The organism is Pantoea sp. BS_8 (assembly GCF_041954965.1).
Taxonomy (GTDB): domain Bacteria; phylum Pseudomonadota; class Gammaproteobacteria; order Enterobacterales; family Enterobacteriaceae; genus Pantoea; species Pantoea stewartii.
On sequence record NZ_JAVAXU010000005.1, the window covers coordinates 102,069 to 121,347 of the forward strand.

The 19,279-nt window shown below is 52.1% G+C and carries 16 protein-coding genes; 9 read left to right on the forward strand and 7 right to left on the reverse strand.

Going from position 1 to position 19,279, the window contains the following annotated elements; all coding sequences use genetic code 11:
- Positions 1–5: 5 nt before the first annotated feature.
- Entirely contained in the window at positions 6–1,085 is a 1,080-nt protein-coding gene (locus RAC65_RS12020; protein WP_039339626.1) for a site-specific integrase, read from the reverse strand.
- A 1,071-nt stretch (positions 1,086–2,156) separates the two neighbouring features.
- Here RAC65_RS12020 and RAC65_RS12025 point away from each other — a divergent pair.
- The gene (locus RAC65_RS12025) at positions 2,157–2,357 is read left to right on the forward strand and encodes a hypothetical protein (protein WP_141119408.1); all 201 of its coding nucleotides are present in this window, start codon (positions 2,157–2,159) and stop codon (positions 2,355–2,357) included.
- A gap of 330 nt (positions 2,358–2,687) precedes the next feature.
- Here the strand turns inward: RAC65_RS12025 and RAC65_RS12030 are convergent, their stop codons facing one another.
- Together RAC65_RS12030 and RAC65_RS12035 are read right to left on the reverse strand one after the other, a co-directional pair.
- Positions 2,688–5,228 (reverse strand): YbcC family protein, encoded by a 2,541-nt coding sequence (locus RAC65_RS12030; protein ID WP_081316789.1) that lies wholly within the window; start codon positions 5,226–5,228, stop codon positions 2,688–2,690.
- Between the two features lie 29 nt (positions 5,229–5,257).
- Positions 5,258–6,823 (reverse strand): NADH-quinone oxidoreductase subunit L, encoded by a 1,566-nt coding sequence (locus RAC65_RS12035; protein ID WP_375096746.1) that lies wholly within the window; start codon positions 6,821–6,823, stop codon positions 5,258–5,260.
- Positions 6,824–6,921: 98 nt separating this feature from the next.
- Here RAC65_RS12035 and RAC65_RS12040 point away from each other — a divergent pair, with 98 nt between their 5' ends.
- The 3 genes from RAC65_RS12040 (at position 6,922) to map (ending at position 9,073) form a co-directional block, all read left to right on the forward strand.
- A complete protein-coding gene (locus RAC65_RS12040; RefSeq protein ID WP_006121992.1) occupies positions 6,922–7,824 on the forward strand; it encodes a LysR family transcriptional regulator in 903 nt (300 codons plus the stop codon).
- 221 nt (positions 7,825–8,045) lie between these two features.
- Entirely contained in the window at positions 8,046–8,288 is a 243-nt protein-coding gene (locus tag RAC65_RS12045) for a ParD-like family protein (protein WP_033742389.1), read from the forward strand.
- Positions 8,288–9,073, forward strand: coding sequence for a type I methionyl aminopeptidase (gene map, locus RAC65_RS12050; RefSeq protein WP_058702519.1), 786 nt, complete (start codon positions 8,288–8,290; stop codon positions 9,071–9,073). The genes RAC65_RS12045 and map overlap by 1 nt, the downstream gene beginning before the upstream one ends.
- A gap of 63 nt (positions 9,074–9,136) precedes the next feature.
- On the opposite strand, the gene RAC65_RS12055 is transcribed toward map, so the two are convergent.
- Entirely contained in the window at positions 9,137–10,198 is a 1,062-nt protein-coding gene (locus tag RAC65_RS12055; protein ID WP_375096747.1) for a diguanylate cyclase, read from the reverse strand.
- Between the two features lie 208 nt (positions 10,199–10,406).
- Positions 10,407–10,718: a hypothetical protein gene (locus RAC65_RS12060; RefSeq protein WP_006121995.1), complete on the reverse strand. Its 312-nt coding sequence runs from the start codon at positions 10,716–10,718 to the stop codon at positions 10,407–10,409.
- A gap of 158 nt (positions 10,719–10,876) precedes the next feature.
- Between RAC65_RS12060 and RAC65_RS12065 the strand changes: the two genes are divergently transcribed.
- Positions 10,877–11,560 (forward strand): hypothetical protein, encoded by a 684-nt coding sequence (locus RAC65_RS12065; protein WP_058702517.1) that lies wholly within the window; start codon positions 10,877–10,879, stop codon positions 11,558–11,560.
- Positions 11,561–11,824: 264 nt separating this feature from the next.
- Here the strand turns inward: RAC65_RS12065 and RAC65_RS12070 are convergent, their stop codons facing one another.
- On the reverse strand, positions 11,825–12,646 hold the full coding sequence (locus RAC65_RS12070) for a Cof-type HAD-IIB family hydrolase (protein WP_033742381.1): 822 nt from the start codon (positions 12,644–12,646) through the stop codon (positions 11,825–11,827).
- Between the two features lie 225 nt (positions 12,647–12,871).
- Between RAC65_RS12070 and RAC65_RS12075 the strand changes: the two genes are divergently transcribed.
- Together RAC65_RS12075 and RAC65_RS12080 are read left to right on the forward strand one after the other, a co-directional pair.
- A complete protein-coding gene (locus tag RAC65_RS12075) occupies positions 12,872–14,134 on the forward strand; it encodes a DUF1479 domain-containing protein (RefSeq protein WP_375096748.1) in 1,263 nt (420 codons plus the stop codon).
- A 58-nt stretch (positions 14,135–14,192) separates the two neighbouring features.
- Positions 14,193–14,942: a DNA-binding transcriptional regulator YciT gene (locus RAC65_RS12080; RefSeq protein ID WP_006121999.1), complete on the forward strand. Its 750-nt coding sequence runs from the start codon at positions 14,193–14,195 to the stop codon at positions 14,940–14,942.
- Between the two features lie 15 nt (positions 14,943–14,957).
- On the opposite strand, the gene RAC65_RS12085 is transcribed toward RAC65_RS12080, so the two are convergent.
- On the reverse strand, positions 14,958–15,965 hold the full coding sequence (locus RAC65_RS12085) for a LacI family DNA-binding transcriptional regulator (protein ID WP_058702515.1): 1,008 nt from the start codon (positions 15,963–15,965) through the stop codon (positions 14,958–14,960).
- A 315-nt stretch (positions 15,966–16,280) separates the two neighbouring features.
- Between RAC65_RS12085 and ascF the strand changes: the two genes are divergently transcribed.
- Together ascF and RAC65_RS12095 are read left to right on the forward strand one after the other, a co-directional pair.
- On the forward strand, positions 16,281–17,729 hold the full coding sequence (gene ascF, locus RAC65_RS12090) for a PTS cellobiose/arbutin/salicin transporter subunit IIBC (protein WP_375096749.1): 1,449 nt from the start codon (positions 16,281–16,283) through the stop codon (positions 17,727–17,729).
- Positions 17,730–17,758: 29 nt separating this feature from the next.
- The gene (locus RAC65_RS12095) at positions 17,759–19,189 is read left to right on the forward strand and encodes a 6-phospho-beta-glucosidase (RefSeq protein ID WP_375096750.1); all 1,431 of its coding nucleotides are present in this window, start codon (positions 17,759–17,761) and stop codon (positions 19,187–19,189) included.
- The last annotated feature ends 90 nt before the right edge of the window (positions 19,190–19,279 follow it).

Here is a 19,279-nt window from a genome sequence, read left to right on the forward strand (position 1 = left end):
AGAGATTATCTGCTCATCATCATTATTGATGAACTGGCTAATTGTAGCGTCTCATTCTCATACCGATGAGGGAGATGATGGTAGCTGTCGCTTTCAGTAATACGCTCAACCGTTTCTGAATACCGCTCCAGCGCAGTCCGCATTTGCACAACATAATCATGCGTATCGTAAACCCGATCGATTCCCTCTAATGCATGATTCATAATTTTTCTTGCCACATCGTTTGGCGTGTCCAGCGCGGCGAGTTTCGAACGTGCCGTTCGACGTAAATCACGCGGCGTGAAAGGTTCCAGCCCTAATCCCCGAGGCGCACGCAACATCCGGCGTAGTGCCTGATTCAGCGCACCTTTCGAAAGCGGCTGCATGACATCACGCGGCGCAGGTACGAGCCAGGGAGAAGCCGGATCGCTGGCGGCAATTAAGGCCTCAATACAACGGCGCATTAACGCTGAAATGGGTAAAGTATGTTCGCGCTGGGACTTGTTACGTGTTCCCTGCTTCCATAATCCGGATTGCAGATTAAATTCTGATTTCCGCGCCTGAACCACTTCGTCAGGCCGACGGGCACTGACCAGACACAGGCGTAAGGCCCAGCGTACCTGTTCTGACAACGACCAGTTATCCAGACCATGCCAGAAAACCCAAATCTCCGCGTCTGACAGTTGCCGGCTTCGTGGAGGTGACGCACGGCCCGCAATATCACGTTTCCTCAGTGAAGCCACGGGCGAATGCGCCAGGTAACCCTGCATTTCGGCCCAGGACAAAAACTGTTTAGTCAGAGCAAAAACGCGCCGGGCTTCCTCTTTTTTACCTTCAGAAATCAGGACGTTATAGAGCCTGTTTAATCGTAAACGCGTCAGGTTTTTTAGCGGTAAAGTGCCAATATTCGGCAACACATGCCTGAGTAATGATGATATGGCAATTTCGGGACGACGTCGGGTGACAAGCAACGACAGTTTTACCCACACGCGGATAACCTGCTCCACTGTTCCTTCGTCGCCAAAATTATCCAGATCAGACAAGGAAGCATGTCTGATCTGATTGAGCCAACACATAACGTGACGGCCCACATGCGGCGATGTCATTTCTGTCAAAATTTCTGCCACTGCCTCTCCTGATCGTAAAACTGTCGGCCAGATTCTACCTTCCAACAGCCTGTGACTCCAGACCTGTTAAGTCTGGAGTCACAATGGTAGCGCTGTACGCTTTTTAAGAAATTCATTAAGGAAAAGACTCTTATTCTTTTTGAATGGATTGGTTATTAAACCCGCAGAGAACAACGCGATAAATGATGGATTATTTCCACAATAGCGCTATTTCAGAAGATAAAGACGATGAATGGGATACGTCAGCTAACTGCAAAGTATGCGGTCAAAAATTCCACGATGCGTTTTGTGTCTTCGACAGCTATTCGCTGTACGGAGATCCGGGCAGGAAACCTCTACGCACGTTCAGATGAACAGGCGCTGTAATAGCAAGTGAGACAGTTTCACTAATATCAGGAGGCGCAGATAAATTACGGGGTTCTGATCGTCGTGCTACCGCTTCATGAGTGCGCCCCCTGCCATAAATTATGAGGCGCACCGCCAGCAAGATCTCTGCAATACCTGCCTCGGGATACAGGAGAGATTAACGATAACAAGGCACTCTCGGGTTGACCATGTGGTCAGAATGCATTTGATACAGCGGCACTGCACTCTTACATTGAAAATGAAACAATTGCGCGTAACACCAGCCGCTTCAGCTCTTGCTAAACGTATAGTTAAAAACTCGTCCGTTTTGAGTTTGCACAGTAAGCGTCTTTCCCGCCGATGTATCCAGGGCTCTGGCCTGACTGTATTTCCACATCATGACCTGCTGCCCGTTGGGATAAGGTGATTCTGTATCAGGCGGTCCAAACATACGAATGAGCTCCGCGCGTGTCGTCTGACCGGGTTTAATCTTCTGAATAGTCGCCGTATCGAAATTGTGTCCCACAGAGTTAGAACATGCAGCAAGAACCCACACCAGGCCCATGATAATTAGTGATCGCATTACGTTGTTCCCGGAGATGAGTTTGACATGCGTTGCATCGCGCTGTGTTACAAGGGTTGTACTATCTTCTTATGATATCGGCAAAATAAGCATTCACTGCAATAAATGTCCGAATGCGTATTATGGCCTACAGACCGCCCGATGGCGTACTAAAATTCCGTACTGGCATGTCGACATTATTAAAAACGTTGCGTGATGAATTACCGCTGCTCTCTGTCAATACGATTTCCGGTTTCGCCACCGCGAGACAAAGGCTGAAGGTGACGGCTATGGCCGTGCTGCATGTGGACGACTCGCCTGTTTACCCTGACGACATTCGTTAATTCTGCTGCCTGAATGACATCGATAAAGCCCTATTTTTCAGTCTGTTAGCCAGACATCACTCTTTAAAACACCCATTCAATTTCGTATGCCACCCAGGATTGATCGCCACGTCATGCTGAACGTCAGCTTACCGGCAAAAAAATGCAGGCCGTTAACTGGCCTGCTCGCGTTATCCTGAAAATGGTTGAAACGATTTTTATGCCTGTAAAAAGGGACAGTTGCCCCTTTGTACAGAATAAAAAAATCACCTGTTAGTTACACTGTAACTTTTTTGGTCTGGCAGACAGTCGCTTCATTTTTTCAGCGAAGGCCTTAGTACACAGGCGTTCTTATAGACTCTCCAGACTCAGTGGGAGCCAGTTACCCTGTGCATAGCGTGCCAGACCGGCCTCCTCAAAGCGCCAGAGATGGAGCCAGCCGTTATCGAGCAGTTTCCGGATAACCTCATGCTTACCAATCACTGCGTCAATGGCATTTTGCGGCGCGTCGATAACAACGGTCAGGCGCAACGGCTCGTGCATCCAGTGCTCGCCGTCATGGAGCGACTGACGTGATAAACCGATCCGCAGATCGCCGCCATTGCCCTCAAAGACACCGATGCGGCCCCCCACTACGTTGTGCAGCACCTTATTGCCGCTCCCCAACCTTTGCGGATCGCATGTTGACGCGTGGTACTGCCAGTTGATCCAGTGCGTGACCAGCATGGGTGCGGTCATCAGGCCTTCCAGTAGACTGCCATCACTATCCTGACTCGCATCGTAGTCATGCAGAAAGCTGCGCCCGCCCAGGACTACGCCACGACTTCTGTGACGAGGGGCAATAAGAAAGGCTGCGTTGCCCGAAAGACCCCATTCGGGACGGGTTTGTGCCCCGTCATTAGCGCGACGGCGTAGTTGTCCGAGCAACACATCTTCGGGCGCACGCGGGTCCAGCTTAAGGGCGGGTGCCCGCTCGCGGCGGACCTGATCACTGGCTTGATTAAAAATCGGTTGCAATCGCTCACAGCGGGCGCGCGCACTTTGCGGCAACAAATCGAGATCAAACCACTCGATTTCATCGGTAGTCGTGTTATGCAGGGCGGCCACAAACGTCGTAGAGTCCGGAATCACTGTTCCTTGCGCTTGCAGCCCCTGGCGAACCTGTGGTTCGTTAAGCAATTGCGCCAGACTGCGTGCATTCACTTCACCGGTCTGGCCACAACAGGCACCACAGTCCAGTGCCGCTGCGTGGGCATTGTTAGCTGACTGGCTGCCATGTCCAACGAGGAGCACTATAGGTGCCAGATGCTGTTCCAGGCCCATGGCATGAAGAACCCCGGCAGCGAGCTTAACTTTAGCCTCAGTATCCAGCCCAACCAGTTGTGGGCGGCACGTCTCCCGAAACCGCGCAGGTAAGCCAGCAAGATCATCTCTGGCACGTGCTTTATTGCCCGGGCGTAACCAGTTTACCAGCTTGACCGAGTAGCCCAGTCCAACCGCTTCCACAAACGAGAAGGCAGCCCCCGGCCAGCGGCTAATCGCATTCCATTGATCGGCCATGGCAAATCGGGCGTGACGCGAACGACTGGCCTGGCTTTGCAGTGCCGCATCGGCTTTATATTGCGAACCCGCCTCCACGATACGGTCAGCGACCTCCAGGGAAGGCGCAAGTAAGCCGGGTAACTGGGGACGGCGGGCTTGCGTGCCCAGCGGTGTGTAGGCAACGGGAAGGCCAAAGAATCCTGCAAAACCGATGGTCTGTATACCAGCACTCACGGTCTCAAGCGCACGGCGCAACGGTTCACTGCGCACATCAATGCAGAAAGCAGCCTGTGCTTCGATTGCCTGATGTTCCGTACCATGACCGTTTGCCGAGGCCAGCCGATGTGCCAACTCACGCTGATAGCCAATCTCCAGCGCCAGTTGCCATACTTCCTCAACCAGCATCGCCTGTTCCGCCGCCTCCAGCACCTGGTGAGCCTGTTTCCAGGCGTGCTGAAGCGAAGCAAGCGCGTGCCGGGTTGCTGCATCATCTTTGCATTCCAACAGGATTACGCCCCAGGCTAAGCGAATCGTCAGCAACTCGCGCAGGTGTGGGTCCTTACCCCCCGCCAGTCCCGCCTGCCAGCTCAGAAAGGCACACCAGGAAGCCCACCCATTCACGGTAAGCAGTACCGATTCCAGATAATCCGCCCATACAGCTTCAGGCAGGCCCAGACGTGCGATAAGCCAACGCTCCGCATCGGTAGCATTATCGGGTAAGGCATTGATAGCATTTGTGATATGGGGCAACCCCATTAACAAACCGATACCCTGATCGTGTCCCAGCGTATCCCGCCAGAAGGCATATAAGCCCTGTCGCTGAGGTTGCCAGTTCGCCTGATCTTCATCGAAGTAGGCGGCGCAGGTTTGACCAACCTGGTGCGTGATAGCCTGCCGCCAGGATAATCTCTGGTGCCGATCAGGATCGTTGTCGAGCACGTCGATTAGCAGCGGCAATTGCACTGGTGAGGTTCTTGCCTGTAACGCATCCAGGCACTGTTCAGCCGTCAGACCGGTCGCTTGTGCTTCGGGCAGTTGATGTAGCGCCAGATTGAGATCGGCAAGGCTGATACGGCCCTCGCGCCAGGCCAGGAACTGCTGATCGCGCGATGGGAATACCTGGATACCGCCGAGTACCGCCATCCGGGCGGCGACCCTGCGTACCGGCATGCCAATACGCGACCAGTGAGGGTTGACAGCAATGGCGCGATCCAGCGGCCATGTAGGTGCAATCGCCTGGCAGGCCTGGCTGCAAGCCTGCTCAATTGCAGCATGCCGGGAACAGGCGTTTTGTGTCGATTGCGTCAGGCTCGCCGAACCGGTTTTTTCGTTATTGACTAAGGTATCCATCAGTAGGCTCTCCAGTTTATTCGTATGGTTCAGCTCAGCCTGTCAGCAACAGGCGCGGTTGGCACTTCAGGTTCAACGTGTATGGAAACCCGGGATGTGAGGTTAGCTGGCCATAAGCGCAGCGCCAGACGTGTGAAGGCTTCGTCAAGGTAAAAACCCGCATAGCTCCATTGACGCAAGCGCGACAGGTGTTGTGGCTGCTTTTGCAATAACACCTGACAGAGATACAGGGCCGCCATGCCTGCCAGCGCGATCAGACCCAGACTGTCATCCGGCATATCCTGCAGGCCAAGCGGCAGCGCATGTGCTGACAGCGCAACTGTCGTCAGACCGATCACCGTGACGCACCCGAAAAGAAGCTGCGCCGACTTTCCAGACCCGCCCTCTGAAGCCTCGGGTAACCACAGTAACGGTGCCCAGGCCATACCAAGCACCACACACCACCACCAGGGCCAGGCGGCAAGACCTGAGAGCATCAGCACCAGAAACACGGCGGTAATTGTCAGCACGGGGGCAAAAAACACGCTAAGGGTGGTGGGCAAAGCGGCCCGGTGCAAAGCCTGCAGGCGAGTGTCTCTTACACCTTCCGAGGCCGACAGGAAAGCATGGGCTTTATAGAGTGAATGGCCAATCAGATGCAGTGCCGCCAGCGTATAAAGGCCAAGCGCGCATTCGAGCAGCATGAAGCCCATCTGCGCAACGGTTGACCAGGCCAACCGCACTTTAATACTGATGCGAGTCAACATGACAATGCCTGCCAGCACAGCGGTCGCCAGCGCGAAAATCAGCAACAGGATGCGCGCAGCGTTTGCCTGATCTAACATGGGTGCGAAGCGAATAAGCACAAAGCCACCCAGATTGACGACGCCAGCATGCAAGAGCGCCGATACCGGTGTTGGCGCCTCCATCACCTGTATCAGCCAGCCATGCACGGGTAGCAAGGCCGTACGAAGAATGACCGCCATTACGAGCAGAACGGCACTCGCCTGTAAGGACAGGGACATGCCATGCTGAGCGATATGCATCCCCAGAGCTGACAGCGAGAAACTACCTACATCCCACCAGGCGAGCGCGGCAGCGCCAAGCAACATCACGTCAGCCATGCGATCCGCAATGTGCTTTTTGTGTGCCGCAAGCCGCGCAAAAGGCCGATCGGGATAAAAGCAAAGCAAGTGCTGAAGTGCCACACCGACTGCGGCCCAGGCCGCGATGAGCAGCAGCCAGTTATCGGCGATCACGAGCAGATGCACGCTGCACAGCACAACGGCCAGTGCGCCAATATAGCCTCGCTGATTGGCTTCCCCTTCAAGGTAACGCGCAGAAAATGAAGCGATAACCTTACCCAGCACTTGTACCAGTAAAGCCAAAACCAGGCCAAAAGAGGTTGCCATTATTACGCCCGTCCATTGCGTACTACTGATGCCCGCGGCAAGACACAGTCCGGTTAAGGCAATGGTACTCAACGAAACTCCCTGTAATACACGCCAAAGCATCGGCATGGTAATCCAACTAAACCGCGTCAGCCCCGCTAATGCGGCCATTAAAAATGCAGGCGCCAAAAAACAGACCAGATGCAGAACATCAAGGATATTCATTGTATTTCCCTCATACGCTTAATTAGCTGTATGATCATTGACCTGAACTATTCTGTAAAATATATTTATTTGCACATTTCAATATTAAAAAACGAACAATGAACCTCAACCAGTTGAATTTTCATCACCTTTATTATTTCTGGCGCGTGGCCAGGCTTGGGCATCTGACGCGGGCTGCCGAAGAGTTGGCCACCTCGCAATCGGCCGTTTCGGTGCAAATTCGGCAACTGGAGGATCGACTTGGAGAAAGTTTGTTAATCCGTAAAGGTCGCCGTCTGATGCTGACAGACACAGGTCAGCTGGTTATGGCCTATGCCGACAACATCTTTGGTCTGAGCCAGGAGATGTTGGGACGGTTAAAAGGCACGTCAGCCGGTGTTACGCGGTTACGCGTGGGCAGCGTGGCAACGCTGTCGCGAAATTATCAGGAAAACTGGATTCGGCCCGCGCTTACCGACCCTGCCATAGTACTGACACTGGAGTCCGGATTACTGGAGGGCCTGCTGGTCAGGCTGACGCAGCATAAGCTGGATGTGGTGCTGGCTAATGAGACGGTACCTGCCGATCCCGATCGTCCGTTGCGCTGCGTGTTCCTGGGCAGCCAGTCTATCTCCGTCGTCGGCCCCGCGAGCAAATGGGCGTCACAAAGCCTGCGCATCCCGGAAGACCTGGATGGCGTGGAGATTGCCCTGCCCGGCCCGCGCCATGCCCTGCGTGCGCAATTTGATGCTTTATGTTCTAAGGCCGGCGTGACGCCAAGACTGCGAGCCGAGGTGGACGACATGGCGATGCTGCGTCTGATCGCCCGCGACAGCGGCTGGCTCACCGTGTTGCCCGAGGTTGTGGTTCAGGATGAGCTACGCGCCGGCATTCTTGTCTCCGTGGGCCAGTCAGACGAATTGCAGGAGCGCTTCTTTGCCATCACAACACCACACCGGCATCGTATTGACGTGCTGGAGCAACTGCTGGCAGGGGCGCAAAAATTACAGGTGCCCAACTAAGTATCACGCCGATTGCAGGTTGCCTGGCAATGTATTGAATCGCCAAATAACTAAAATTATGAGGTTTCACACTAAAATATAAATATGCATTGGTGTAAAAGATACAGACGAAAGTCGCGTAAATTTCACACATTTTCAGATGCCCAGGAATTTTCATTGCAATTTCCACTGCAGGCATTACCCTGTATATAAAACGCATACACTTTATATACAGGATGAGTATGGGCATCGTAAAAATATCCGACGTGATGCATGAGAATCTTCGTATTGCCAGTCAGGCAATGAGCCGCTCGATCAACTCGCAGGCTGAGCACTGGTTAAAACTGGGCATGCTGGCCGAGCTCTATCCGCAGTTAACGCAAAACGAACTGGCGCAAACGCTCATTCGCATAGAAATGAACGGCGGTGCCGATATTCGCCAGGTGCTGCCTAAGAGTGACCTGGCCCCACAGGGAGAAGTGTAATGGGAACAGTGAAAATACATTCCGCCGAAGAAATCGAAAAAGCTCGCGCGGCAGGTCATGCTGCAGCACAGGTGCTGGCCATGATCACATCGCACGTTCGTCCAGGCATTACGACGGAAGAGCTGGACGATATTTGCCACGATTTTATTGTTAATGAACTCAACGTGACGCCGGCTAATATCGGTTATCACGGTTATACGCGAACCACCTGCACCTCTGTAAACCACGTTGTCTGTCACGGCATCCCTGCGGCAAAAAAACTGAAAGACGGTGATATCGTGAATATCGATGTCGCCATTATCAAAGATGGCTGGTATGGCGACACAAGCCGCATGTATTTTGTTGGCACACCGTCCGTGCGCGCCAAACGCCTGGTCGATATCAGTTATCAGTCGCTGGTTGCCGGTATTAAAACTGTCCGTCCTGGCGCGACCTTAGGCGATATAGGGGCAGCCATTCAGCGCATTGCTGAAAATGCCGGCTTTTCGGTTGTCAGGGAATATTGCGGTCACGGCGTCGGCGAGATTTATCATACCGACCCACAAATTTTGCATTACGGTACGCCCGGTGAAGGGATGCCCTTGAAAGCTGGTATGATTTTTACTATCGAGCCGATGATCAATGCCGGAAAGGCGGGCACCAGCGTGCTTTCCGATGGCTGGACGGTAGTCACGAAGGATCGATCACTCTCCGCACAGTGGGAGCATACCGTTGCCGTTACCGATACGGGTTTTGACCTGCTCACGCCCTGGCCCGAGGGAACGGGCGATTATCCCGCTATCTGAGTCAATAAAGCCGCCCTTAACAGGCGGCTTTATTTTTGCGGTATAAGATATCGCGCCCTGTGCTTAAAGACCTCGCCATAACTTTAAACCATTACGTCCTGAGCGCTTAACGTCATATAACGCTTCATCGGCACGGCGCAACCATTCGTGTATCGAACTGGCTTTTTCTGCACAGGCAATACCAATACTGACTGAACAGGTAAAATCGGGCGAAGCAGGCAACCGTAACTGCGTAATGCGCCACTGAATATGCTCAGCGAGTTTGACGATGCCAGCGTCATCAGCATCACGGACAATGACGCCCAGCTCATCGCCACCGAACCGCGCCGGTGTGTCTTTCATTCCCACACTGTCGCGCAATAAACCTGAAATTTCCGCCAGAAGAAAATCCCCTGCTTCGTGACCATAGGTATCGTTAACATGTTTGAAATGGTCAACATCGATCAGAATCAGATAGGCTTTACTGTCTCCACGGCGGGTACGAAGAAATTCGCTTTCGAGTCGGCGCTCAAAAAGACGTCGATTAGGAATTTGCAGACCCGGATCCATTAATGCAATACGTTCAAGCTCGCGATTTTTTTGACGCAGCATATACGTCAGATTATGGGATACAACGCTTAACGCCAGCATATAAAAGGTCGCCAGCGGTAATGTCAGCCAGGCTGTACGCAGGCTGAATGTCATTGATACCGGCGCGCCTTCAAGCGTCCAGACCAGAAGAAAGGCAAAAAGAAATGACTGAAATGCGGACAAGAGCTGTGGCCAGCCGCCTGCTGCGTAACGGTCGGAAATTAATACTGCCATGATCACAAAACACGGCATGGGACTCAGCGCCAGCAACGCGACCCAGATACCGCCAAACGCCGCATCAAGCGTGAGATTCATTCTTTCCCTCGCGGTTGAATCACGCGCGGAAGCCGCAAGGCGATAGGCCAGAGACGGCCAGAGGATGACATTACAGATCAGTAACGCAAAAATGGAGATGCCGTGACCCTGTTCGACTAATACAGAAGCGATTGGCATGGCACATAAAATCGTCCCTAATTGACGCATTGCGAACATGCGACGAACAAATCGCGTCGATCGCATTTTGAGATGATTATCATCGGGTGAGTAATAGGTCATTCGAAGGCGTAATTAGCAGTCTATATAATGCAGTTTATCTACAAAAAGAGCAGGCAGCATGACTTTTTAAGATTCTTTCCGCTTTATTTATTATTTTTTCTGACGAGAAAATTTTAGCTGCCCGCATTTTAAAAAATACGTTTAAGCCCAACGCGCAACATCACCTCATTGTCATGCATCAGGCTGTCAATTTAGCAATACATTGCCGCTATCTCCTGCGGCCCTTCGCGACCGACGCAGACCAGTTAAAATCGCTGACTTCACTGGCAGTCAGTGAGGACGGTTTCTTTTTTCGGACAGGTTTTTTGTTTTCCTTTTCTGCTTTTAACTTTTCTTTAAGCAATTTATCCGCCATCACCTGCTGACGCGCTTCAAGGTTAAGCGCTTTCTCTTTTTTGACGTCCGGTTCTTTACCCGTACGTTGGCGGTATTTTTCAATCAAATGATGAAGCACTTCATTGACGGCAAGTCGCTCTTCATCGCTGAACTGATCGATGGAAATCATTTTCTTGTCATTCATCGTCGCTTTCCTCGTCGTGGGATCATCGGCAGTGTACAACAAGCCGGATGAATAAAAGGCATTTGCTTGCCTTTTAACGCATTTTAACCTGGAACGTGAGTATCATTTCGTCTCAGGACAGCTAAAATAAGCGAAAATTAACAACGAGAATCTGGATAATGAAAATCCCCCTGCCTGACGATCACAAACCATTTATCACCGCACTTCTGGACGAACCCGTTGACGTCATTGAGATGCACTCTCCCCACGCTGAACACATTGATCGCGCTTATACTGTCGCGCTACAGCAAAAAAATCATGAGGCTGAAGCAGACTGGAAACGGACGATCACGTTTCTGGCCCTGTTCGTTTTTCTCTATGCGGCGCTGGGTGCATCACTGACGCTGGACCTGAGTCCCGCCGGGGCGAGTCACAAAAGTATTGAATACGCGTTAGAAGCCGTGCCGGTGCTTATCGCCTTTTCCGGCTTTTTTATTTCTGTGCTTTACCTGTTTCTTGTGCGCGCGGGGTCACGTCAACGCCGTAACTGGCAACGAACACTTTTGATTCTGGAAAGGTATACCACAGGTCATGTATTTAAACTGACGCATCAGCAAGGCGCGGGTACCAGCAACTACTCGCTTTCATCCATCATGCTGGCGCTCGCGATGTTCATTTGCCTCACATGGTTAATCATCTATAACTACCTTACCTTCACTACCAGCGGTGTGTTTGGTAGCGTCATTTCACTGTTTATCAGTACGATGGTTTATGTCATTTTGGATATTCAGCTCCTGAAACCGTGGCAGTCAGAGGCTGAAAACGATCCCTCCGGTGTTGATGAAAATAAAGCCGATCGCTAACCTTCCATGGCCCGATATGCATCGGGCCAGCCTTTGCATCTGGCAGGCGAAACAGGCACATAGGTTAATGCCATGGATAACCTAAAACGCTTAAAGTATGTTGTAACTATATTATGCCTCGTTGATGCTCAGCTTACGTTCAGGCTCGTCAGGGAGGCTGCTCACGATGAGTGAGCAGCCCCTGAAAACATCGCTACAAGTGACAACGTCACCTATGGTTTCCGCAAGACTTGATTTGGGTTGGTTGATGTCTGATTAGTGAAATCAGTCGAATGGAAATTCACGAGCCAGAACGCGGGCAATCACATTCAGCGCGCCCTCGTCCGTATTACTCTCGGTTTTAAAACGCGCGACAGCCGAGACAGCCTCACCCGCATTGGCCATTGCAAAACTAAAGCAGGCCTGACGTAACATCTCGATATCATTCGCGCTGTCGCCGACAGCCACCACTTCACAATCGCTAATGCCCCATTTTTGCTGAAGCAAAGCGATACCGTGTGCTTTATGGCAACCCGGAATAATCAGGTCAATAAAGCCATAACCGCTGGAAACGGGATGCATGATGTGATCGATTTCGCCCAATTGGGTATGCAAACGCGTCATCAGGCTTTCAATCCCTTCGTGCGCCAGATTGAGCGAGAACTTAAAGACAGTGTCATCAATATCGTAAAGGTTGTCGCGCTTCTCGAGTCGGTAATAATGATTTTTTAGCATGCCGATCACGCTATCCGGCATGGACGCATGAACATAAGCACTTTTGCGGCCACAAACAACGACGCTGATATCCGGTTCTCTGGCCAGAATATCGAGTACGCTGTGTACCCTTTCTTTTGCCAGCTCGCCACAAAATATTACTTCATCGCCATGCGACACCCACGCACCGTTTTCTGCCACGAAGGCAATTTCATTTTTGATGTCAGGAAAATATCGCTGTAACTGGTAATACTGATTGCCGCTGGCGACCACAAAATGAATACCTTTTTCTTTGAGCAGAGCATACTGGCGTGAAAAGCGCTGGACATTGTACTGCTTGTTTTCATCAAGAAAGGTACCGTCCATATCCACTGCAATCATCCTTACTGCCATTTTACTCCCCCTTTGCTCCCGGCCTTAACAGGCTAACTGTGTGGTTAAGCTTACTCGCTGTAAGGATTATTGAAAGTTACAAACGCTGAATTTCCGCCTGTTATGGCAAATTGTGCCGTCGCGCCCAGATTGAAAGTTAAAGCTCTGTTAATAATGACCATCATCTTCGAATGAAGGTTACATAAATTTCATTCGAAATAACATCATCTGTTAAGAGGTTAATCTATGCGCGAAGGACTTCACTACACCCCACTTCCTGAGGACGTCTCTGCCTCTATCCGTAACTTTAAGCAGCGCGCACGTGAGCAGATCGGTGACGTTGAGCGCGTATTTCGGCAAGTCTGTCAGAAAACAGAAGAAGCCATTGCCGAAGCCAGGCTGGAAGAGGCTCAAACCGGGAGCGCCTGGCCCATCGTCACGGGCGAGGCGATAGCCTCAGGCACGGTTTCCCCGGAAACGCGGGCGCGTATCAAGCGGCGCGGCTGTGTCGTCGTCCGGCAGCATTTCCCCCGTGAGCAGGCACTGGCCTGGGATGCCGACATATTGCGCTATCTGGATGAAAACCAGTTTGATGCACAGTACCGCGGGCCAGGAGACAATTTTTTCGGCAGTCTTGAGGCATCCCGTCCAGAAATTTACCCCATTTACTGGTCTCAGGCTCAAATGCAGGCCCGTCAACGCCCGGAAATGCATCAGGTACAGTCGTTTCTGAACCGGTTATGGACCTATGAATCGGAGGGGCAGCGATGGTTTGATCCTGACGTGAATATCCTCTATCCAGACCGTATTCGTCGACGGCTACCGGGCACCACGTCAAAGGGACTGGGTGCGCATACCGATTCAGGCGCGCTGGAACGGTGGCTGTTGCCTGCTTATCAACGCGTCTTTCACGCCGTTTTTAACGGGGATATTGATCGCTACGATCCCTGGAATGCCGCTCACCGCAGCGACGTCGATGAATACGATGTACCGGACACCACAAAATGTTCTGTCTTCCGCACTTTCCAGGGCTGGACCGCGCTGTCCGATATGATCCCGGGTCAGGGTTTACTTCACGTTGTGCCCGTCCCCATGGCAATGGCCTATCTTCTGTTACGTCCACTGCTCTCCGATGTGCCGGAAGATGAACTGTGCGGTGTCGCACCCGGCCGCGTCCTGCCTGTTAATGAAAAATGGCATCCCCATTTGATGAAGGGCTTATGCCCGGTACCGGCTATTACCGCCGGCGATTCCGTTTGGTGGCATTGTGACCTTATTCACGCGGTCGCGCCGGTCGAAAACCAACAAGGCTGGGGAAATGTGATGTATATTCCTGCTGCGCCGATGTGCGATAAAAACCGCGCGTATGCGCATCATGTGGCGCATGCGCTAAAGCAAGGTCATTCCCCTGCGGATTTCCCACCGGAGCATTACGAAGCTGACTGGAAGAATCGCTTTACCCTGGCCGACCTTAACCCACTCGGGAAACGCAGCCTGTGCCAGTCCTGATAAAAAAGAGTAAGCGGGTTAATGCCCGCTTTGGTTCAGTAGGATAAAGGGAGCCGGTATGAATACGCGCCAGGAAAAAATTATCGAACTGGTCAATGCGCGTGGCAGCATCACCGTCAGTGAACTGGCTCGCGTTGTCAGTGTGTCTGAGGTGACGATACGGCAGGATTTAACACAACTTGAACAGCAGCGCGTGTTACGTCGCGTTCACGGTGCAGCCATCGCCCTGGACAGTGATAATGTGAGCACACGGATGAACACACGTTTCAGCATCAAACAGGCTCTCGCCCGTTATGCCGCCGGACGCGTCAATGAGGGCGAATCAGTTTTTATCGAGGGCGGCAGTACGAATGCCTTACTGGCACTTGCGCTTGCCAGTCGAAAAAATCTGACGCTTATCACCGTCAGTCACTATATCGCTCATCTGCTGAAAGAAGCCGATTGTGAGGTCATTGTGCTGGGAGGCCGGTTACAAAAGAGCAGTGAATCGATGACCGGGCCACTGACGCGTTACTGCATTCAGCAGACCCACTTTCATAAAGCGTTTATTGGTGCTGATGGCTGGCACCCGGAAACCGGTTTTACCGGTCGCGACATGCTACGGTGTGACGTGGTGGACGCTGTCCTGGCAAAAGACGCTGAGAGCTATGTCCTGACAGACAGCAGTAAATTCGGACAGCTTTATCCCTATCCTTTATCGCCCGGTTATGCGCCGCGTCATGTCATCACGGAACACGGCTTGCCCGCGGATACCGTGAACCGGCTTACAGAGCAAGGCACCGAGGTGATACCGGTGACGATCGCTTAAAGGTGGCTGACGGTTTCAGGGTGCGACGCTGACAGAATCGCGCGAAACCAGACTGGCGATAAAAGGCTTACGCTGCATTAACTCGCCGCCATCGAGCATGGCGACCAGCCGGTTGATAGTTTCATTGATCATGTCGGTAACCGGAAACTTCATGCTGGAAAGCGAGGGAATCACATACGGAGCCAGCGGGATGTCATCAAAACCTATCACCGAAACTCTGGCCGGTACAGCAATGTTGTTTTCCGTGAGTTGTTTAATGGCACCAATTGCCATTTCATCGTTGCTGGCTACGATAGCGCTGAAAAACTCGCCGCCGGCGAGCAGGGATTTGACCGCCAGCATGCCGCTTTGTGCGGTCCACTTACCCTGCACAATCAGCTGGGGATTAGGCGCAATGCCCGCCGCGCTTAATGCAGCCTGATAACCGGAAAGTCGTTCCTGACTGGTAGGAGAATCCAGCGAGCCGGTGATAAACGCGATATCACGATGCCCCTGTTCAAGCAGATGATTGACAGCCAGCCGCCCTGCTGCCTGCTGGTCGCTGAATACACAAAAACTTTCATGAATGCGCAGGCGGCGATTGATTACCAGAATGGGTTGTTTGTGGTCGGAAATAATAGCATCCAGTTCATCAATACTCAGAAAGCGCGGATAGATGATGATGCCATCGCAGCGCAGATCGAGCAAAAACTGAATCGCCGCGCGCTCCTCAGCGGCAGTGTGCTTCCCGTCAGCCAGAATTAACTGACGATTCTGCTGCTCCATAATCCTTGCGGAATGCGACATTAACTCGCTGAAAATATTGCCGCTGTACAGTGTGTTAGTCACCACCAGCCCTATGGTTTGTGTACTTTTATTTGCCAGATTACGGGCCAGTAAATTGGGCCGATAGCCTGTTTCAGCGATAGCCTGCAAAACGTGTTCACGTTTCTCTTTGCCGACGTAACCGTTGCCCGACAATACCCGGGAAACCGTTGCTTTTGAGACACCGGCGCGTTTTGCCACTTCTGAAATCGTTGTCATATGAGGATCGCCAGAATTCTCAGCCTGAAAGCAGTCTACCTAAGTCTTTCATTATTTGAAATATTTACACGCCAGCCCACAGGGCGCGCCAGATCATTGACAGTGACCTTAATCACAGAAATAACACAGGGTGATTATTGGCGCTTGTGTCAGCCCCAAAACAGCTTCATGATTTTGTGAAACCGGTTTCCTATTTTGCCGTGCCGATCGTCAGTGGTCACGCAACGTTCCCCTGGCGAAAGACGTAAAACAATAAGGCAGCCGTCATGAGCGGAAACCAGAACGCACTTCCCTCTACCCTACGAGAGAAACATCATGTCAGGAAATTATGCCGGGATTTCACAGGCCATCGTTACCGCCTTAGGTGGCCTGAACAACATTAGCGCCATTACGCATTGTATGACGCGCCTGCGTTTTGTCGTGAAAGACGACGACAGTGTCGATCTGGCGGCCCTGAAGGCCGTCAACGGCATCATGGGCGTCGTGCATACCGATACACAGTATCAGGTGATCATCGGGAATAATGTTGCCAAAGCCTATCAGGCCGTTCTGGCGCTCGGTCAACCGCAGGCTGAAAGCGCTGCGCCAGTTAAACGTCGTATCACGCTGAAAAGCATTGGTGCCGGTATTCTCGATGCGCTTGTCGGTACCATGTCACCACTGATTCCGGCGATCATTGGCGGATCGATGGTCAAACTGCTGGCCATGATTCTGGATATGGCGGGCGTTTTTGACAAAGGCTCGTCCACGCTGATCATCCTGAACGTTATCGGGGATGGGGCATTCTTCTTTTTACCGGTCATGGTAGCGGCTTCTGCCGCACTGAAATTTAAAACCAATATGTCACTGGCGATTGCTATTGCCGGCGTCCTGGTGCACCCCACTTTCATCGATTTAATGGCCAAAGCAGCTCAAGGCCAGCATGTCGAGTTTGCTTCTGTTCCGGTGACGGCGGTGAAATATACCTATACGGTGATCCCCGCGCTTGTGATGACGTGGATTCTGTCCCATATCGAACGTGGCGTGGATCGGATTACGCCTGCCGTCACCAAAAACTTCCTTAAGCCGATGCTGATTGTGCTGATTGCGGCACCGATTGCGATTGTATTAATAGGTCCCATTGGCATCTGGATCGGCAGCGGTATCTCTGCGCTGGTCTACACCATTCACGGCTATCTGGGCTGGCTTTCCGTGGCCATCATGGGCGGGCTGTGGCCGCTACTGGTAATGACCGGCATGCACCGGGTTTTTACCCCTACCATCATCCAGACGATTGCAGAAACAGGTAAAGAAGGCATGGTGATGCCTTCAGAAATTGGGGCCAACTTATCACTTGGCGGTTCGTCGCTGGCCGTCGCCTTCAAAACGAAAAACCGCGAATTACGCCAAACGGCGCTTGCAGCCGCGGCCTCCGCTATTGTGGCCGGTATTTCTGAGCCTGCTCTTTACGGTGTCGCCGTGCGCCTGAAACGTCCATTAATCGCCAGCCTGATGAGTGGCTTTATCTGCGGTGCCATTGCCGGAATCGGCGGGCTTGCCAGCCATTCAATGGCTTCGCCAGGATTATTTACCAGCGTGCAGTTTTTTGATCCGTCCAACCCCCTGTCGATTGTCTGGGTCGTGGCGGTAATGGTGCTTTCTGTCGTGCTGTCGTTCATTCTTACTCTCATTCTGGGGTTTGAAGATATCCCTGAAACGACCCAGCCGTCTGCGCCCTCGTCCGTCGTCACCGCAGAAAAAGCGAACGCGGTTAACGCCAGTTAATTAATGATTACAGTATCAAAGAGGATGTCATGTCTGAGTCAGTATTCCCGGAAGGATTTTTATGGGGCGGTGCCCTGTCCGCAAACCAGTCAGAGGGCGCCTTTCTTGAAGGCGGGAAAGGATTAACGACCGTTGACATGTTACCGCTTGGCCCGGCACGCATGCCGGTGAAACTGGGGCAGGAAAAACGCGTCACACTGCGCGATGATGAATTTTATCCCAGCCATACCGCTATCGACTTTTATCATCGCTATCGCGAAGATATTGCGCTGATGGCAGAAATGGGATTCACCGTCTTTCGCACCTCTATCGCCTGGAGCCGACTTTTCCCTCGTGGAGATGAATTAACGCCCAACGAGCAGGGGCTGGCGTTTTACCGTGATCTGTTTACCGAATGTCGTCGCTATGGCATTGAGCCACTGGTGACGCTGTGCCATTTTGACGTGCCGATGCATCTGGTAACGGAATATGGATCGTGGCGTCATCGTAAAATGATCGCGTTTTTCGCACGCTATGCACGAAGCTGTTTTGAGGCATTCGACGGCCTTGTGAAATACTGGCTTACCTTCAATGAAATTAACATCATGCTGCATAGTCCGTTTTCAGGCGCTGGGCTGGTGTTTGAACCGGGTGAAAATACCGAGCAGGTTAAATATCAGGCCGCCCATCATGAACTGGTTGCCAGTGCGCTGGTAACGAAAATTGCTCATGAGGTCAACCCGGCCAACCAGGTAGGCTGCATGCTGGCAGGCGGCAATTTTTATCCCTGGTCAAGTAAACCCGACGATGTCTGGGCGGCACTGCAAAAGGATCGTGAAAATCTGTTTTTTATCGATGTGCAGGCACGTGGCGCCTACCCAGCGTATTCCGCGCGTCTGTTTCGAGAGAAAGGCATTGAGATCATTATGGCGGAAGACGATGCGGAGATCCTTAAAAACACTGTCGATTTTGTTTCATTCAGTTATTACGCCTCTCGCTGCGCATCTGCTGATATGCATGACCAGAACAGCAGCGCAGCCAATGTCGTCAAATCGCTGACTAATCCGCACATCGCACGCAGTGAATGGGGTTGGGGCATTGATCCGCTTGGACTTCGCATCACCATGAATATGATGTACGACCGCTATCAGAAACCGCTGTTTTTAGTCGAGAACGGTCTGGGTGCACGTGACGAGTTAACACCAGAAGGCGAAATCATAGACGATTATCGTATCAGCTACCTGCGTGAGCATATTCGCGCCATGGCTGACGCGATTGGCGACGGTATTCCCGTACTGGGTTATACCACATGGGGCTGCATTGATTTGGTGGCGGCTTCAACCGGTGAAATGAGCAAGCGCTATGGTTTTGTCTATGTTGATCGGGACGACCACGGTAACGGGACGCTGGAAAGACGCCGGAAAAAATCGTTCTGGTGGTACAAGAAAGTCATCGCCAGCAATGGCCGCGATCTGGATTGAGTCGGTGTGCAGCCACGAGACGTGGCCAGACGCGACGGCGGTGAAGCATTTAAAGGGATAAGGCGACAGATAATACTGTCGCCTTCTGGT

What these genes read in the sequence shown, in the direction of transcription:
- RAC65_RS12020 (WP_039339626.1), bottom strand. Translation starts at nt 1,085, where the DNA reads ATGACATCGCCGCATGTGGGCCGTCACGTTATGTGTTGGCTCAATCAG.
- RAC65_RS12025 (WP_141119408.1), top strand. Translation starts at nt 2,157, where the DNA reads ATGGCCTACAGACCGCCCGATGGCGTACTAAAATTCCGTACTGGCATG.
- RAC65_RS12030 (WP_081316789.1), bottom strand. Translation starts at nt 5,228, where the DNA reads ATGGATACCTTAGTCAATAACGAAAAAACCGGTTCGGCGAGCCTGACG.
- RAC65_RS12035 (WP_375096746.1), bottom strand. Translation starts at nt 6,823, where the DNA reads ATGAATATCCTTGATGTTCTGCATCTGGTCTGTTTTTTGGCGCCTGCA.
- RAC65_RS12040 (WP_006121992.1), top strand. Translation starts at nt 6,922, where the DNA reads ATGAACCTCAACCAGTTGAATTTTCATCACCTTTATTATTTCTGGCGC.
- RAC65_RS12045 (WP_033742389.1), top strand. Translation starts at nt 8,046, where the DNA reads ATGGGCATCGTAAAAATATCCGACGTGATGCATGAGAATCTTCGTATT.
- map (WP_058702519.1), top strand. Translation starts at nt 8,288, where the DNA reads ATGGGAACAGTGAAAATACATTCCGCCGAAGAAATCGAAAAAGCTCGC.
- RAC65_RS12055 (WP_375096747.1), bottom strand. Translation starts at nt 10,198, where the DNA reads ATGACCTATTACTCACCCGATGATAATCATCTCAAAATGCGATCGACG.
- RAC65_RS12060 (WP_006121995.1), bottom strand. Translation starts at nt 10,718, where the DNA reads ATGAATGACAAGAAAATGATTTCCATCGATCAGTTCAGCGATGAAGAG.
- RAC65_RS12065 (WP_058702517.1), top strand. Translation starts at nt 10,877, where the DNA reads ATGAAAATCCCCCTGCCTGACGATCACAAACCATTTATCACCGCACTT.
- RAC65_RS12070 (WP_033742381.1), bottom strand. Translation starts at nt 12,646, where the DNA reads ATGGCAGTAAGGATGATTGCAGTGGATATGGACGGTACCTTTCTTGAT.
- RAC65_RS12075 (WP_375096748.1), top strand. Translation starts at nt 12,872, where the DNA reads ATGCGCGAAGGACTTCACTACACCCCACTTCCTGAGGACGTCTCTGCC.
- RAC65_RS12080 (WP_006121999.1), top strand. Translation starts at nt 14,193, where the DNA reads ATGAATACGCGCCAGGAAAAAATTATCGAACTGGTCAATGCGCGTGGC.
- RAC65_RS12085 (WP_058702515.1), bottom strand. Translation starts at nt 15,965, where the DNA reads ATGACAACGATTTCAGAAGTGGCAAAACGCGCCGGTGTCTCAAAAGCA.
- ascF (WP_375096749.1), top strand. Translation starts at nt 16,281, where the DNA reads ATGTCAGGAAATTATGCCGGGATTTCACAGGCCATCGTTACCGCCTTA.
- RAC65_RS12095 (WP_375096750.1), top strand. Translation starts at nt 17,759, where the DNA reads ATGTCTGAGTCAGTATTCCCGGAAGGATTTTTATGGGGCGGTGCCCTG.